At 60.5% G+C, this 15,114-nt stretch carries 15 protein-coding genes; 1 reads left to right on the plus strand and 14 read right to left on the minus strand.

What is annotated here, in order from left to right:
• Nucleotide 1: 1 nt before the first annotated feature.
• Both L0977_RS00355 and lysA read right to left on the minus strand, forming a co-directional pair.
• Nucleotides 2-559, minus strand: a complete 558-nt coding sequence (locus L0977_RS00355) for a recombinase family protein (RefSeq protein ID WP_001162010.1) — start codon at nucleotides 557-559, stop codon at nucleotides 2-4.
• 268 nt (nucleotides 560-827) lie between these two features.
• On the minus strand, nucleotides 828-2,078 hold the full coding sequence (gene lysA, locus L0977_RS00360; RefSeq protein WP_094865109.1) for a diaminopimelate decarboxylase: 1,251 nt from the start codon (nucleotides 2,076-2,078) through the stop codon (nucleotides 828-830).
• 18 nt (nucleotides 2,079-2,096) lie between these two features.
• On the opposite strand from lysA, the gene L0977_RS00365 reads away from it, so the two are divergent.
• Nucleotides 2,097-3,056: a LysR family transcriptional regulator gene (locus tag L0977_RS00365; protein WP_222116174.1), complete on the plus strand. Its 960-nt coding sequence runs from the start codon at nucleotides 2,097-2,099 to the stop codon at nucleotides 3,054-3,056.
• Between the two features lie 45 nt (nucleotides 3,057-3,101).
• On the opposite strand, the gene L0977_RS00370 is transcribed toward L0977_RS00365, so the two are convergent.
• From L0977_RS00370 to L0977_RS00425, 12 genes are all read right to left on the minus strand, one after another.
• Nucleotides 3,102-3,716, minus strand: coding sequence for a recombinase family protein (locus tag L0977_RS00370; RefSeq protein WP_094865111.1), 615 nt, complete (start codon nucleotides 3,714-3,716; stop codon nucleotides 3,102-3,104).
• A gap of 60 nt (nucleotides 3,717-3,776) precedes the next feature.
• Nucleotides 3,777-4,994 (minus strand): TniQ family protein, encoded by a 1,218-nt coding sequence (locus L0977_RS00375; RefSeq protein WP_054485448.1) that lies wholly within the window; start codon nucleotides 4,992-4,994, stop codon nucleotides 3,777-3,779.
• Entirely contained in the window at nucleotides 4,991-5,899 is a 909-nt protein-coding gene (locus L0977_RS00380; protein ID WP_234262728.1) for a TniB family NTP-binding protein, read from the minus strand. The genes L0977_RS00375 and L0977_RS00380 overlap by 4 nt, the downstream gene beginning before the upstream one ends.
• Nucleotides 5,900-5,901: 2 nt before the next feature.
• Complete coding sequence (locus tag L0977_RS00385) at nucleotides 5,902-7,581, minus strand: Mu transposase C-terminal domain-containing protein (protein ID WP_141351555.1); 1,680 nt, start codon at nucleotides 7,579-7,581, stop codon at nucleotides 5,902-5,904.
• 161 nt (nucleotides 7,582-7,742) lie between these two features.
• Entirely contained in the window at nucleotides 7,743-9,230 is a 1,488-nt protein-coding gene (locus tag L0977_RS00390) for an efflux transporter outer membrane subunit (protein ID WP_003056103.1), read from the minus strand.
• Nucleotides 9,217-9,690 (minus strand): cytochrome c, encoded by a 474-nt coding sequence (locus L0977_RS00395; RefSeq protein ID WP_003056106.1) that lies wholly within the window; start codon nucleotides 9,688-9,690, stop codon nucleotides 9,217-9,219. Before L0977_RS00395 ends, L0977_RS00390 begins: the two co-directional genes overlap by 14 nt.
• Before the next feature lie 28 nt (nucleotides 9,691-9,718).
• On the minus strand, nucleotides 9,719-10,429 hold the full coding sequence (locus L0977_RS00400; RefSeq protein ID WP_003056107.1) for an ABC transporter ATP-binding protein: 711 nt from the start codon (nucleotides 10,427-10,429) through the stop codon (nucleotides 9,719-9,721).
• 1 nt (nucleotide 10,430) lies between these two features.
• Entirely contained in the window at nucleotides 10,431-11,636 is a 1,206-nt protein-coding gene (locus tag L0977_RS00405; RefSeq protein WP_003056108.1) for an ABC transporter permease, read from the minus strand.
• Nucleotides 11,633-12,784 carry an efflux RND transporter periplasmic adaptor subunit gene (locus L0977_RS00410; protein WP_234262729.1) on the minus strand — a complete coding sequence of 384 codons (1,152 nt, stop codon included), beginning with the start codon at nucleotides 12,782-12,784 and terminating at the stop codon, nucleotides 11,633-11,635. Before L0977_RS00410 ends, L0977_RS00405 begins: the two co-directional genes overlap by 4 nt.
• On the minus strand, nucleotides 12,781-13,389 hold the full coding sequence (locus L0977_RS00415) for a TetR/AcrR family transcriptional regulator (RefSeq protein ID WP_004393990.1): 609 nt from the start codon (nucleotides 13,387-13,389) through the stop codon (nucleotides 12,781-12,783). Before L0977_RS00415 ends, L0977_RS00410 begins: the two co-directional genes overlap by 4 nt.
• A 345-nt stretch (nucleotides 13,390-13,734) precedes the next feature.
• Entirely contained in the window at nucleotides 13,735-14,079 is a 345-nt protein-coding gene (locus L0977_RS00420; RefSeq protein WP_232516686.1) for a YidH family protein, read from the minus strand.
• Between the two features lie 40 nt (nucleotides 14,080-14,119).
• Nucleotides 14,120-14,812 (minus strand): class I SAM-dependent methyltransferase, encoded by a 693-nt coding sequence (locus tag L0977_RS00425; protein ID WP_198363184.1) that lies wholly within the window; start codon nucleotides 14,810-14,812, stop codon nucleotides 14,120-14,122.
• Nucleotides 14,813-15,114 lie beyond the last annotated feature (302 nt).

Consider the following 15,114-nt stretch of genomic DNA (forward strand, 5'->3'; position numbering starts at 1 on the left):
GTCAGTCTTCCCGCAGGTACTGATACAAGGTTTCGCGGCTGATGCCGAAGTCACGGGCCACCAAGGTTTTTTGGTCGCCTGCCGCAACTCGCCGTTTCAACTCGGCAATTTGTTCGCTGTTCAGCGATTTCTTTCGTCCCCGGTAGGCACCGCGCTGCTTGGCCAGCACGATTCCCTCGCGCTGACGTTCGCGGATCAGGGCGCGCTCGAACTCAGCAAAGGCTCCCATGACCGACAGCATCAGATTGGCCATCGGTGAGTCCTCGCCGGTGAACGTCAGCCCTTCTTTGACGAACTCCATGCGCACGCCCCGTTGTGTCAGCCCTTGGACGATGCGGCGCAGGTCATCAAGGTTGCGTGCCAACCTGTCCATGCTATGCACCACCACGGTGTCGCCCTCGCGGACGAAGGCCAGCAGCCTTTCAAGTTCGGGACGTTGTGTGTCCTTGCCTGAAGCCTTATCGGTGAATACCTTGCCGACTTCTATTTGTTCCAGTTGTCGATCAGGATTCTGGTCGAAGCTGCTGACGCGGACGTAGCCGATACGTTGACCTTGCAAGATGCCTCCAAAGGTAAAAATGTCAGGATGAAATCTATTACCCTTGGCTGAATGTGTCAATAAATATAAATTCACACTCTACTCTGACGTTGTTTGTGCTCAACATCTGACATCAGGTGTCGTTTTCAGAAGACGACTGCACGTAAGTTTAGAAGTGGGCTGCACTAACAATGCCGCATGTGAAGATGGCGCCAAGAACCATGTCGCAATCAGTCAAAACGTTCTACCGCCGCCTCAGGTTACGTTGCCAAGGCCATTGTGTGCTGCCTTACACCGCCTCCAGCACGAGCAGCTCAGCCACCGTCTGCCTTCGTCGAATAAGCCGGGGCTCACCATTTTCCATCAGCACTTCGGCAATCAGCGGGCGCGCGTTGTAGTTCGATGACATGGAGGCGCCATACGCACCGGTGTCGTGCAACACCAGAAGATCTCCCACCTGCGCCTGCGGCAAGGACCGGTGCAACACCACGCCACCTTCTCCCTGCGTAAACACATCTCCCGACTCGCACAGAGGTCCGGCAACCACCGTGTCAAACTGCAGGCCATTAACCGCTGTGCCATCAGAGTGGATCAACTCCATGCCGTGGTAGGCGCCGTATAGGGCCGGGCGAGCCAGATCACTGAAGCCGGCGTCCACCATCACAAAATGGTTGGCGCCCTGTTGCTTCGTGGCGCGTACCTCGGTGACCAGCACGCCGGACTCCGCCATTAAATAACGGCCCGGTTCTATTTCCAGTTTCACTGGGTGCTCCAGCAGCCGTTCCACGGCATGGCGCGCTGCATCCCATAATGAAAAGTAGTGCGCCGTATCAATCGTGGGTTCACCGGCCTGGTAGGGAACGGACAGACCGCCGCCCGCGGAGATGGCGTGCAGGTCCAAACCCTGCGTATTCACTACCTCTACCAGCTTCAGCATGGCACCGCACACTTCCTGCAAGTGCGCGTAGTCCACGCCTGAGCCGATGTGCATGTGCAGGCCCTGCAAGGCCAGGCCGTTGGACTTGATCTTTTCGCAGGCGCGTACCAGGTCGCCATGCCAGATGCCATGCTTGCTATGCTCGCCACCGGTATTTGTTTTCTTGGAATGGCCATGCCCGAAACCTGGGTTGATGCGTAGCCACACCGGGTGCCCTGGGTTGACCGCACCCAATTGGTCCAGCATGTCCATGGAGCCACAGTTCACGGGAATATTGAGTTCCACCACGCGCGCAAGCGTAGCGCGGTCCAGCAGATCGGCCGTGAACACGATGTCTGCGTGCCCGTTGTGCAAGCCCGGCGTAAAACCACCAGCCAACGCGCGTTCGATTTCACCCAAAGACACCGAGTCCACTACTGCGCCCTGTCGTTTCATGAGGCGAAGGATGTGTGTATTGGAGTTGGCTTTCTGAGCGAAACGCACTACGTCAAACAACCGCAGAGCGGCAATCTGGCGCGTAATGGTGTCGGCATCATAGATCCACAGCGGGGTACCGAACTGCTGGGCCAAAGGAGCGATGGTAGCGGGAGTAAAAGGGTTCATGGATGGATGATCCCCTTCATGGTCAATTCAATCAATGCTATTCTTGTCTGGCATCTATCCAATATTGATATGAATTTAACTCATCGCCAGCTGACAATGTTTCGCGCCATCATGCTGCACGGCAACCTGGGGCGTGCGGCTGACGCGTGCGCGTCAAGCCAGCCCACTTTGAGTCGCGAGCTGGGTCGTCTGGAGCAGTTACTGGGGTTTAACCTTTTTGACCGGGTGCGGGGCCGATTACGACCTACCGTGCGGGCACTTGCGCTGATGCAGGAAGTAGAACGCTCGTTTATAGGCTTGGAACAGATCGCAGCGCGCGCCAGCGAATTGCGCACGCAATCGACAGGTCGCTTGCGCATTGCGTGTTTGCCGGCATTGGCCCATGCCTTGGTACCCCGCGCACTGGTATATCTCTCACAGGCACATCCTGAACTAGGGGTCAGCGTGCATCCCTTAGAGTCGCCCTGGCTGGAGCAAGCCATGAGTGAACAGCGTTTTGACCTGGGACTGAGTGAGACCCAAGAGGCACCTGCGGGAGTTGCCTTGCAGCCCTTACTGAAAGTCAATGAAGTGGCTGTTTTGCCACGTGATCACAGCCTGTGCCGCAAGGCGCGACTGCAACCACTCGAATTTACAGGCGAGCGCTTCATCAGTCTCGCGGTTGGCGACCCGTATCGAACCGCCATTGATGCGATGTTCGAGGACGCTAAAGTACATCGCGCAACCCTGTTTGAAACCACGAGCGCAGTGGCTGTCTGCGCCATGGTGCGTCAGGGCCTGGGTGTTGCCATCGTAAACCCGTTCACCGCACTGGAACTCAGCGGACCGGACCTAGTAGTGCGGCCGCTTAGCGTTGCCATCGGTTACCAGGTGAATATGCTTCTTCCGGACATCGCAGCTCCGCACCCCCTGCAGGGCGTTCTCGCAGACACCGTCCGCAAAGCTTGTGCCGCCTTGAACCACCATCTCTCGCTATGAGTTCCATAGCTGGTCGGCCTTATGATTTCTTGTGGATGATGATGGCTAGGTTCGCGACAGCAACTTCGCTCCATCGGGGCGCAAGTCCCCCTTGGGTGAAATATGCCGGTACAGAGTCTGCCGGGTGATGCCGAGTTCCCGACATAGATCGCCGACCTTGGTTTCCGGCTGCCCCATCGCAGCCATCGCCAGACGCAGTTTGGCGGCGGTCATTTTGAACGGCCGGCCGCCTTTTCGACCGCGCGCCCGTGCCGACGCCAAGCCTGCAATGGTGCGCTCGGCGATCAACTCGCGCTCGAACTCTGCCAACGCCGCAAAGATGCCGAAAACCAGCTTGCCGGCGGCCGTCGTGGTGTCGATGGCCGCGCCGTGGCCGGTCAATACCTTGAGGCCAATGCCGCGTGCGGTAAGGTCGTGCACTGTGTTGATGAGGTGGCGCAAGTCACGCCCGAGCCGGTCCAGTTTCCACACCACCAGCGTGTCGCCTGGTCGGAGCGCCTTCAGGCAGCTCACCAAGCCTGGCCGGTCCTCGCGCTTGCCTGATGCTTGGTCTTCATAAAAATGTACCGGATCGACTCCGGCGGCAACCAGCGCATCGCGCTGCAAGTCAGTCGCCTGGGAGCCGTCCGCTTTCGATACCCGCATGTAGCCAATCAGCATGTCGCACTTGTCAAATATACGTTCGATTATGTGACAGTGTGATCCAGAAAGTTATGGCCGTCAAAAATTGTCACTTAACCCGTCATTCTGTCTAAGGCATGCAAAGGGTCCGTCAGGCATATAATGTGACAGAAATTCTGGAGGGATGCCCTCCTTTACAAACGTGACGCGCAAGCGCTCCAGCGACTCGGGGTCATGCCGTCCATAGGATGCGAGCGCGAACAGTGAGCGGGCGGTTTCGGGGTTGTGTCGCGCCTCGACAATGGCATCGCCGATTGCTTTGACGGCTTGCTGCCAATGATTGATCGGCTCGGTTTTCTGCACAACCGCTGGCAGGCCATTGGTGAACCCGGTCAACGGCTCTGGCAGGAACAGCACAGCCTGTTCCCCGCGCGGACTCAGCACCTTCGATTCGATCAGGTCGATGGCGATGGCCGCCGCCTCCAGCATCTGCAACTGTATCGTCGGGTCCAGAATCTCGTAGGGATGCCAAAGACTTTGCCCGGCGCGTAGCGGATGGCCGCAGCGCTCCCAGATATAGCGAATACTGCCGGCGCAAGTCCCGCAATGCGAGAGCGGGGTATTCAGCTCATCAAGCAGGGTGCGCAGCAACCGAAACCAGAGGCCGGCATGGATGCGTCGACGCGGCAATTCCACATACCCCAGCGTCAGCGCCTGCCAGGTACGCCGGTCCATCGTCGCGATGGCGTCGTTGGCTGGGCGCGGCGAAGCGTCGGCGTTCTCCCAGCCGAGAAAACGCCCCGGTACGCCCCAATAGGATTCCAGCCAGCAGCCATGCAGCGGACAGCTCAGCATCAGGGGCAGCTTCCAGGCGAGTAACACAGCTTGATCCGTTGGGTTATTCAGACAGAGCGGGCAGGCCCGATGGATTGACCGGCCGGGCAGCCACGCGCGCCAGCTCGTGATCGATCTCGTCTTGCGCTTGCGCTTCGGCAGCAATACCGAGAACTGGAACGCATAGGTTTCCAGGGCGGCCGGAGCACGGTCGTCGAGGCTGTCCAGCAGCCACGGCACCCAGCCGGCGACGCTCATGCCGCGCAGCCGGTCCAGCTCGATGCCGCTTCGCTGGGAGAGCATCGTCAGCAGCGCCAGTGGTGGTGCGGTGTCCAGATCATCGGCCTGGCCGTGCCCGAGATCGTGTTCCAGCAGGTCGAGCATATCCATCTGATAGCAGGCGGCGACGCGATTGAGCCATGAGGACAGGGCTTCGCCTTCTCTGGGAGCTGGATGCAGCGGCCAGCGTGGAGCCGATTTCACATCAGTTCCTGCTCGAACTGCCGACGCCGCTCGCTGGGGCCGGTGTAATCGGCCATGCTCAGCGTGCGATGGTTGATCGCTTCCTCGCCGCTCTCCACGGCGGCGAGGGCTGCCGCCATCAGCAAGTGCGTCAGTTCGCCGATGGTGCCTTCGCTGCGTGTGAGCAGGTAGCGGGCCATGTCCAGCGTGGCAATCGACGAGGGGCGCCGCAGTGGAAGCGAAGCGGCGAAGCTGGCGAGCAGTGAGCAGCAATCGTCGTTGGCCTCCCACACCGGCAGCATCATCGGCTCGAACCGATTTTCCAACTGGTCATCCGAGCGAATGGCGAGGTAGGCGTCGCGCGTGCCGACCCCGACCAGCGGGATACGTAGTTCGTTGCCGAGGAAGCGCAGCAGGTTGAGGAATTCCCGGCGGTTGACGCTGTTGCCGGCCAGGACGTTGTGCAGCTCGTCGATCACCAGCATGCGCACGCCGACCTTGCGCAGCAAGGCCAGCGCCAGTTGCTCCATTTCCGGCAGCCGTGGGCGCGGGCGCAGTGGCGCGCCCATCGCGGCGAGCAGTGCGACGTAGAAGCGGATCACCGACGGCTCGGACGGCATCTGCACGACCAGCACCGGGATGTGCTCCTGGTCGGCATCAGCACTGGCCGGATGTGTGCGCCGGAATTTCTCGACGATCATCGACTTGCCGTTGTTGGTTGGGCCGACCAGCAGCAAGTTGGGCATGCGTTGCTTATTCGGCCACGCATACAGGGTTTCCAGCCGGTTCAATGCCTCGATTGCGCGTGGATAGCCAATCCAGCGGTCGGCGCGAAAGCGCTGGATGCGCTCGTCCGCCGGCAGCCGAGCCAGCCCCTGCGCTGCCGACAGGAGGTGGGACAGGTCGATGATGGGATATTCGTCCACGGCTACCATTCCTCGATCTGGTCGAACGGTTTGGCCGGTGTCAGGTTATCTGCCTGCGGGTCGGCAACGTCCGTTTCCGGTGGAGTCGGCTTGTCCGGCGGAACCGACACCTTGAGGTGCTGGCGGCGATCCGCATCACGCCGCGCCTTGCGCGTGGCTTTCTGTGCGCTGGTCACGATCTCGCGCATCTGCCCGATCATGCGGAACAGCGCCGATTCATCCACCTGTTCGCGCCCTTGCTGCCGCAATTTCGCCAGCGCCTGCCGTTGTTCCCAGAGGGTGACTGCCGGGTGCGACAAGGTACGGTAGGGGATTTCCAGATAATGCTGCCCCTCCGGTTCCAGCACCCAGATACGGCTGATGTCACGCGGGTCGCGCCGAATCAGGAAGGCCGGCCAGCGCTCGCGCCGCGCGATCCACGGTTTGAGCGCATCGGCGTAATAGTGGATGTGGTCGAGGACGAAGCCGGTGCGGGTCAGGGTGCGGCGAATGATGGGCAGGAAATCGACCAGGAAAGCCGTAGCGCGGGTGACGACAGCCGGTACACCGACAAGCCCCACCGCCTCGGCCCAGCGCGCCGCCGGCGGCTGAAGCAGGCCGTTGTGCACAGAGCCGTGATAGGTGCCCACCGCCAACGTGAGCCAGCGCTCCAGCTCATGCAATGTCAGAGCGGCCTTGTTTTCGGAATCGTAGTCCCCGCGCTGGTCAGGGTTGGAGAAGGTCGTCCCTGGCAATTCATCGTGGATCATCTGCATCGCCGTGCCGATGATCCGTTCCACGATGCCGCCATAGTGCGGCTGCCCTGGGGGACGATAGTCCAACCGGATGCCGTGCTGTTCGCAGCCACGGCGCAGCGCCTCACTTTTGAACTCGGCCGCGTTGTCCAGGTAGAGCAGCCTGGGCTTGCCGCTCATCGGCCAATCCATTTCTATATTCAGACCCTCCAGCCAGGGACGCTTGTCGCAGGCAACATGCACAAGGCACAGGCCGACCGAAACGGATGACGGCGCTTCCAATGTGACCACCATGCCGAGCACGCAGCGGGTGAACACGTCGATGGCGAGGGTGAGGTACGGCCGGCGAATCGGTTGCCGGTCGCGCTCGTCCACCACGATCAGGTCGATGACTGTGTGATCGATCTGCACTTGTTCCAGTGGCGCGGTCATGGCGGGGGGCTCACCACCGACACCTTGCAGGCTGCGTGACGCATCCTGACCTTCCCGGCGGCGAGCGGCCTTGAGCGGATCGAGGCCGGCGATCCGCAGGGCCACAGTGTTGCGCGCTGGCACCCGTAGCTTTTGTGCTTTACAAGCCTGCGCGACCTCGCGGTGGAACGCCGCCAAGCTACGCTTCTGCTTGGTCAGGAAGCGCTTTTGCAGCAACTCGCGGATGATGCGCTCGACCGATTCCGGCAAGCGTCCCTTGCCTTTTCCGCCGCCGGATTGGCTGCGAGCCAAGTCAGTCACAAGCCCCGAGCCTTGCCGGGCACGGCGGATCAGGACATACACCTGCCGCCTGGACAGGCTAAGCGCGTGAGCAGCGGCATCGGCGGCTTCATGCCCGACCACATCAAGGGCTGCCAGCGGCCCGATGAATTCCGCCCGTTGCCGGGCCTGCGCCCATGCCGCATCGGGCAGGGTGGCCACGCCTTGCTCGGCAATCAATGATGTGTCTGACGGCATGCTCACACCTCGCTTTGGTGCACACGAGTATTGAGCATAGTCGAGATTGGTGAAGATGACTTCTGATATTTGGCTATCAGGAGCTGACTGCACTCCGGACGTTACGTCCAGTTAATTGGTGCAATCGTCTTCTGAAAACGACATCAGGTTAGGGCATAGCCTTAACTGACACCACCTCCCAGGGCCTGATATAAAGCAACACTATCGACTAGGCGTTGTGCCTGGGCCGCAACCATATTGATCCGGATTGACTGTGCCTGTTGCTGCGCGATGAGCAGTTGCAGGTAGCTGGCCGCGCCCAGCCGGTATTGCCGCTCGACCGACTGCAAGGAGGCCTGTGCAGCCATATCAGCGGCAGCGAGGGCAGTCAAAGTTTGTGCATCGCTTTCCACCGCGCGCAGGGTGTCGGCGACGTTACGCAAAGACTCCAATACGACGCTCTGGTAATTGGCTGCGGCGGCATCAAAAGCGGCGAGCGCCGCTCTTTTTTCAGCGGGTAGCCCTGGATTAAAAAGAGGCTGGGTGAGCTGCGCAACCAGGCCCCACACTGCCGAGCCACCACCGAACAGGGTACCGGTGGTCAGCGCTTGAGAGCCAAGGTTGGCGCTCAGGTTGATCTGTGGGTAGAGCTTGGCGACAGCCACACCATAGTCTGCATTGGCCGCATGCAACAGCGCCTCTGACGCCTGGATATCCGGTCGGCGGCGCACCAGTTCTGAGGGCACGACGAGCGGCATCTCGACGGGCAGAGTGAAATCGGCCAGAGTGAAGGCCGGGATGCCACCCGTGCCTGGGGCACGACCGGCTAGCACCGCCAGTAGATGTTCGGTTTGTTGCAGTTGTTTACGCAGCGCAGGCAGTTCTGCCCGCGTTTGCTCCGCCTGAGCTTGTAGGCTCAACGCTTCATCAGGTGAGGCCTGACCGATACGCACGCGTTCATGGGCTAGGCGCAGTTGCTCATCCTGCACGCGCAAAATGGCAGTAGTGGCTTCTAGTTGCGCGGCGAGGCGTGCTCGGGTAATGGCAGCGGTTGCCATGTTGCCGGCAAGGGCCAGGCGCGCAGCATTCAGTTCGAAGCGACGGTAGTCGGCGCGAGCAGCCAAGGCTTCGAGTGCGCGCCGGTTGCCGCCAGCCAGATCGAGGTTGTAATGCACGCCAACGCTGGCGTTGTAGAGGCTGAATTGACGTGCGTCTCCGCTCAACCCTTGGCTACTGGGACTCATTTGCTGGCGCTGAGATCCCAGTGCGACATCTACCTGTGGATATTGCGTCGAGCCCGCCTGTGCGGCAAGAAGCTCCTGCGCCTGTCGCAAATTGGCGCTGATGCTCGCCAGCGTCGGGCTGACATGGAAAGCTTCGTTGATCAGTCCGTCGAGTGTGGATGAACCCAAGCTTTGCCACCATTGCGTTTCGATCGGAAGCCCTTCGACTAGACGTTGTGTTTCGCCGAACTGCGTGGGAGCGGACGCGGTTCTATCAGCCACCGGTGTTGCAGTGTAGCGAGCCACATCGGGTGCGGTGGGACGCTGAAAATCAGGGCCGGCGGCGCAACCGGCCAGACCGGCGGTGACCAGACCAGCTACCAGGTAAGTTGCCGCAAGCCGTCTTTCGAGGCTGATGGGGCGCTGGCATGTTTTAGCGTGCTCCATAAAAATGCTCCACGAAAGGTTTACGGAAAGCTTGGTGGCAGCCCAAGCAGCTTTCCTGCACGTGGGCGAATGATTGGATCACCGCCTTGCCGTCGCTGCTCGCAGCAGCCAGCTTCATGGCCAGCGCCGCCTCGTGAGTCTGCGCGTCAAAGTTTCTGAACTTGGTCGCATCAGCGCCGAGGTAAGCAAGGATGCGCATTTTTTCAGTAAGCGGTGGCTCGGGGTGTGCAGCAACTTTTGGGGCGAGCTGAACGACCTGAACCCATTCCTCCTGCGAAATCGCACCGGTAATAGCCTGCATGTTGCGCCCGAGTTCCTGCATGATCTTGCGTAGCGCCAGTGGCTCAACCTGGGTAGCGTCACCAGCCCAAGCTGGCAACTGAAAACCCCATAAAAGCAGGCAGGCCGTAACGGTCAGGGTGATAGTTCCAAATGCGTGGCTGTGTTTGCGGTGGGTCATGAAATTCTCCTGTAATTCAATCGTTCTCTCATTCGAACTCCCGCCCTTCGCCAGCTTCCTCATGGGTCACACCGTCGCGGATGTGGTAGATGCGCTTGAAAGTGGGGATGATCTTTTCGTCATGGGTGACGACGATGATGGCGGTCTCGAACTTCCGAGCCATGTCATTGAGGATGCGGATTACAGCCATGGCGCGCTCACTGTCTAGTGGAGCTGTGGGCTCATCAGCCAGGATCACCGGAGGGCGATTGACCAAACCTCGCGCAATGGCGACCCGTTGCTGCTCGCCACCGGAGAGTTGCGAGGGCATGGCGCGAGCCCGGTGTTGCACATCGAGCGCGGTGAGCAGTTCCAGTGCCTTCGCGCGCGACTCCCCATTCGCGACGCCTGCGAGCATCGGCAGTAGCGCCACGTTGTCGGTGACATCGAGAAACGGAATCAGGTATGGTGCCTGGAAAACGAAACCGATCTTGTCGCGCCGCAAGGCGCGCAAGTCGCGGACTTTCCAGCCATCGTCGTAGATCACTTCATCGCCCAGCGTCATGCGACCGGCGGTCGGATCAATCACCGCGCCCAGACATTTGAGCAGCGTGCTCTTGCCGGACCCGGAAGGGCCAATCAGGCCCACCACCTCGCCGGGTGCCACCTGCATGTCCACGCCTTTCAAGGCATTGACCGCGGTATCGCCCTCGCCATAACGTTTTCTCAAACCTTCGATGCGAATGCCTTTGCCACTCATCTCAACCTCCAATGGCTTCGGCCGGGTCGACCTTGAGTGCCATGCGAATGGCGACGATGCTGGCTAGAACGCAGATCACGAGCACGGCGAAAAAACCGGCGATGGAGTCGAACGGCATCAGCAGTACGTACTTGGGAAACAGGGGCGCTGAGAAAGTGGCTGTGATCTTGCCGACCACGAAACCAATCACGCCCAGGGCGAGCGCCTGCTGCATGATCATCGCGGCGATGGTTCGGTTGCGTGTGCCGATGAGCTTCAACACCGCGATCTCGCGGATTTTGTCCATCGTCAGCGAATAGATGATGAAGGCAACGATGGCCGCGCTAACGATGGCCAGAATCACCAAGAACATGCCGATCTGCTTGGCCGACGTGGCGATCAACTTGCCGACGAGGATGTCTTCCATCTGTGCCCGTGTGTAGACCGTCAAACGTTTCCAGCGCCGGATGGATTCGGCAACCTCGTCCGGCGCATGACCAGGTTTCAGAGTGACCAGCACTGCATTGACGAACGCGTTGGTGCTCTGTGAAGCAATCACGGCATCCAGCAAACCAGTAACACCGGGTCGATTGAAGGCCGGGTTGGCTTCGGTGCGACGCCGGCTTTGCCAAATGGCGTCGTTGTCCTTGAGGAACTGAGCCTCTTGGGCATCCTTGAGCGGAATGAATACCATCGGGTCGCCGCTGGACGACACCATGCGCCGTGTCAGCCCCACGACGGTGTAATGATTTCGGCGAATGGCAAGACGATCTCCCAGTTTGAAGCCGGTGGCGATGTCGGCCACCGCCTCGTAGTGACCGCGCGTGATCTGGCGTCCAGCGACGAGATAAGGAGGCCATCCGGGTGTAGCCCCCAACGCACCGGGCGCGATGCCGACCACCATGGTGCGTACATCACTCTCGCCCTTGCGTACCTGCATGGTCAGGTAGGTCACGTTCGCTGCCTGTGAGACTCCCGGCATGGCGAGAATGGCGCGATACACGTCATCGTTGAGGCTGGACGACTCCGCATAAGGACCCAGAGTATCCTTTTGCACCACCCAAAGGTCAGCGCCACTGTTGTCGAGCAACGCCTTGCCGTCGTCCACCATGCCTCGGTACACCCCAGCCATGACCAGGGTGACGCCGATCAGCAGACCCAGACCGATGCCGGTGAAGACGAATTTTCCCCAGGCATGGAGAATGTCGCGGCCGGCCAGGCTGATCATCGTGACACTCCTGGGATATGGTCGACCACATGGATGCGGCTGCGCGCCGTCAGTGCCTTTTCGCTATAGGTCACAACCTGGTCCCCATTCTTGAGCCCTTCGCGCACCTGCACGTAACCATTGAGGTCGGAAGTGCCGAGCTTGACCGGGGAGAAATGCAGATCACCATCCACGATTTGCCAGACACCAACTTTGTCGCCCTCACGCTGGACGGCAGCGTTGGGGATCAGTGGAGCGGCCGGGAGCGCCGGCAAGTCAACCGTGACTTCGGCCAGTTCACCCACCGGTGGCAAAGGTTCTGGTTTGTTATCGAATGTCACCTTGGCAAGCGTTTCCTCGGTTACCGCGTCGGCCTTGGGTTCCACCCGCAGCACGCGACCTTTCAAGGTCTGGCCACCACGCGAACGCAGGACGATAAGAGTCGGCAACCCCCCAGCCAGCCCCGATGCGCTGATCTGGTCGAAGCGCGCATTGATCCACAAACTCTTGGGGTCGATCACTTCCACCACGGCCTGGCCCGCGACGATGGTCGTGCCGGGATCGGCATCGCGCACGGCGACTACACCATCGACCGGCGCGATCAGGCGCAGATTGCTCCGCTGCGCGACGAGTCCTTCGCGGTCGGAGCGTGCCCGGACAATATCTTCCCGAGCGGCAGATAAGGCGGCATCGGCGATCTGCAGTTCCTGCCGCTTGGTGGTGACGATTTCCTCGCTGGTCGAGCGCACCGCAAACAATTGCTCGTAGCGGCGCGCCTGGGTTTGCGCGTAGGCTTGCCGGGCTTCTGCCTCGCGCAAAGCCGCTTCCGCACGCTTGAATGCCGACTCCTGTGAGCGCACCCGATCATCGAGGTCGACCGGCTCCATCTCGCCGAGCACCTGTCCGGCCTTGACCTGGTCGCCTACATGCACGTCCAGGCGTTTGACGCGCCCGGCAAACGTCGGCCCGATCTTGTAGGTGTAGCGCGCCTCCACCGTGCCGATGCCGAACAGCGCCGGTGAGATAGCCCGTGATTCCACGCTTGCCACCGTCACAGCGACCGGGGCGAGCGGCCCTGATCGCAGACCGACATAAATAAAAAGCACCAGCATAGGAATGATGACGGCAAGCAGCGCCAGGGTGCGGCCTTGCAAGGGTAACTTTTTCATTGCGCACTCCTTATGCCACGCCGATAAATTGCAAAGACGCGCGGCGCATCGCGGTGCATACGTCCCACATCACCCGCCAACAGCGATTGCATGACCAAGCCCTGGATCGTGCCAATGAACAGCGTTGCCGCCGCCTCGTTGTCAAGCGAGGGAGACAACTCGCCGCTGGCCTTGCCTTTCTCGATGAGACGATGCAAACGTTCGCCGTAGCGCTGAATCAAGGTTTGCACCATGCGCTTGGCCGGTGTCGATTCGGCACGCTGAAGCTCACCAAACATCATTCTTGGCACGCCTGGGTGCTCAGCTACGAATTCGATATGACTCATGAACATCGCCTCCATGGCTGCCAAGGGCGACTCGATTCCTTGTGCGGATCGATCGATTCTGGCTAATAGGCGCTCTGCTACCCACTCCATGACCGCCTGCCAAATGGCTTCCTTGTTCGGGAAGTGCCGAAACAGCGCACCCTGGGTCAAGTTCATGTGTTTAGCGATAGCTGCAGTGGTTATCTCGCTTGGGTTTTGTGAACCGGCAAGCGCCACGACGGACTCGACAGTTACGGCACGACGTTCATCGGCCGGCAGATGCTTTGGATGGGTGTCCACGAGCACTCCTTGTAAGATAGTAATTGATTGCTATCTTACCACAAGAGGCAACTCAAACAAGAGAAAACCCGACGTACTCGTCAATATCTAGCGTCTGCAATGGGCTTAACGTGCTTTATTTTCCGTTTTCTGAGACGTCCCCTGCTAGTCCTTCACAGTCGCAGGGACGACGTGGGCCAGTGCGGCGCTTGCGGCCCCCGGCCGTGTCGATGCAGGTGTCGGCATGGCCGAGGTCGCCAATTTTCTGGCGGGCCTGTCAGCAGCCAACCTGCGCCGGCCGCTGCTTCGGAGACCCCAGAGTAGCTCGGTCTTCTCTTGCCGGGGTTTCACGACCGCGTATACCGTTCATGCGCTGATCACGAAATACACCGTGAGCGCGAGCGCGACAACCGCCAGGATGAAGTTGAGCCAGATGCCCAAGGTGGTCCAGTAACCAGCGGGTATCTCCTTCTCGCCCAACCCACGCAAGACTCGGCGGAACTGCAGCGCAGAGGCAACCGCCACACCCGCGCCGAGCATCAACAACACGACCCCAAGCCACAATGAAAACCCGCGCTGAGCATCGGAGAGCGGCTGGTTGCTGATCATGCGCAGAAACAGTCCAAAGCGCTCGACGACGAAGCCGAAGCCCATCAGCGCTATGGCTGTGCGTTGCCAGGCGAGCAAAGTCCGTTCGGCGGCGAACAACACACGGGGATCATCTAAGTACGACATACCAGATGCCTCAGATTCACGGCCTGCGCGCCACAAGGCCCACAAGCGCCGAGCGCCCTGCGTGGCGCGCCCCTTCGCGCAACTCGGCTTCGTACTCGACCAATTCGACGATCTGCAGAGAGGCGAATGCGCGGCGGAGCAGGTCTGCGGTGTAGAGGTGCGACAGTGCCCCTGGGCCGCCTGTCTTGTACTCCAACTGCTTGGGCGTATAGCCCTGAAGGACCAGCAGGCCACCCGGTTTCAACGCTCGCACGATATTGGCGAAGAGCCGCTCTCGCATCTCAGGGTCAGCGAACTGGACGAACACCGCGACGACGAGATCGTAAGCATCCACGGCCCATGGCCACTCATCGCAGCCAGCGACATGGTAGGCCACAGACACCCTTGCTTCGTCAGCCAACCTGCGGGCCTTGGCCACGCCTGCCTGCGCCACATCGAATGCCTCGACGTGCAGGCCCTGGTGGGCAAGCCAGACACAGTTGCGCCCTTCGCCGTCGGCGACGCATAGCGCGCGGCTGCCAGGTGCGAACAGCGCCGCCTGGGCGCGCAGGTATTCGTTGGGTTCGCGTCCAAAAACGTAGTCTTCGCCGGAATATCGTTCGTTCCATGTCGCGGCAGCGGCGGCGATTGATTCAGAGGTCACGACATACTCCTGTCGAAGAAGGTAAAAGGCCCGGGAACAAGCGACAGGCTGTTGTGCCGTCAGCATTGCTCAATGACAGCACGCCAAGCTGCACAGCGGCCGTCCTGCGTCGCGGGTGTGTAAGACAGCGCGTAGTTCTCAGACACGGTCGCGCAAGGCGTCGGCAGAGCTAACCTGCGTTGGGTCCAGCCGATGCTCTGGCCTTGAGCACGCTTCGCTCCATCTCTGGACGGCATCGTCAGCAAGCTGTCTACCGCCACACCACGCTCGACGGCCATCCGACAGGTGCAGCCAAGTGCTCGCCGCGTGCGGCCAGGATGCCCCGGCTCCAAGCAGGCGAGCGCTGGTGCCAACCACGGGCCACACTT

This window comes from Hydrogenophaga sp. NFH-34, assembly GCF_021401345.1.
Classification (GTDB): Bacteria; Pseudomonadota; Gammaproteobacteria; order Burkholderiales; family Burkholderiaceae_C; genus Hydrogenophaga; species Hydrogenophaga electricum.

What these genes read in the sequence shown, in the direction of transcription:
- lysA (WP_094865109.1), bottom strand. Translation starts at nt 2,078, where the DNA reads ATGAACCCTTTTACTCCCGCTACCATCGCTCCTTTGGCCCAGCAGTTC.
- L0977_RS00365 (WP_222116174.1), top strand. Translation starts at nt 2,097, where the DNA reads ATGGTCAATTCAATCAATGCTATTCTTGTCTGGCATCTATCCAATATT.
- L0977_RS00370 (WP_094865111.1), bottom strand. Translation starts at nt 3,716, where the DNA reads ATGCTGATTGGCTACATGCGGGTATCGAAAGCGGACGGCTCCCAGGCG.
- L0977_RS00385 (WP_141351555.1), bottom strand. Translation starts at nt 7,581, where the DNA reads ATGCCGTCAGACACATCATTGATTGCCGAGCAAGGCGTGGCCACCCTG.
- L0977_RS00390 (WP_003056103.1), bottom strand. Translation starts at nt 9,230, where the DNA reads ATGGAGCACGCTAAAACATGCCAGCGCCCCATCAGCCTCGAAAGACGG.
- L0977_RS00395 (WP_003056106.1), bottom strand. Translation starts at nt 9,690, where the DNA reads ATGACCCACCGCAAACACAGCCACGCATTTGGAACTATCACCCTGACC.
- L0977_RS00400 (WP_003056107.1), bottom strand. Translation starts at nt 10,429, where the DNA reads ATGAGTGGCAAAGGCATTCGCATCGAAGGTTTGAGAAAACGTTATGGC.
- L0977_RS00405 (WP_003056108.1), bottom strand. Translation starts at nt 11,636, where the DNA reads ATGATCAGCCTGGCCGGCCGCGACATTCTCCATGCCTGGGGAAAATTC.
- L0977_RS00410 (WP_234262729.1), bottom strand. Translation starts at nt 12,784, where the DNA reads ATGAAAAAGTTACCCTTGCAAGGCCGCACCCTGGCGCTGCTTGCCGTC.
- L0977_RS00425 (WP_198363184.1), bottom strand. Translation starts at nt 14,812, where the DNA reads ATGCTGACGGCACAACAGCCTGTCGCTTGTTCCCGGGCCTTTTACCTT.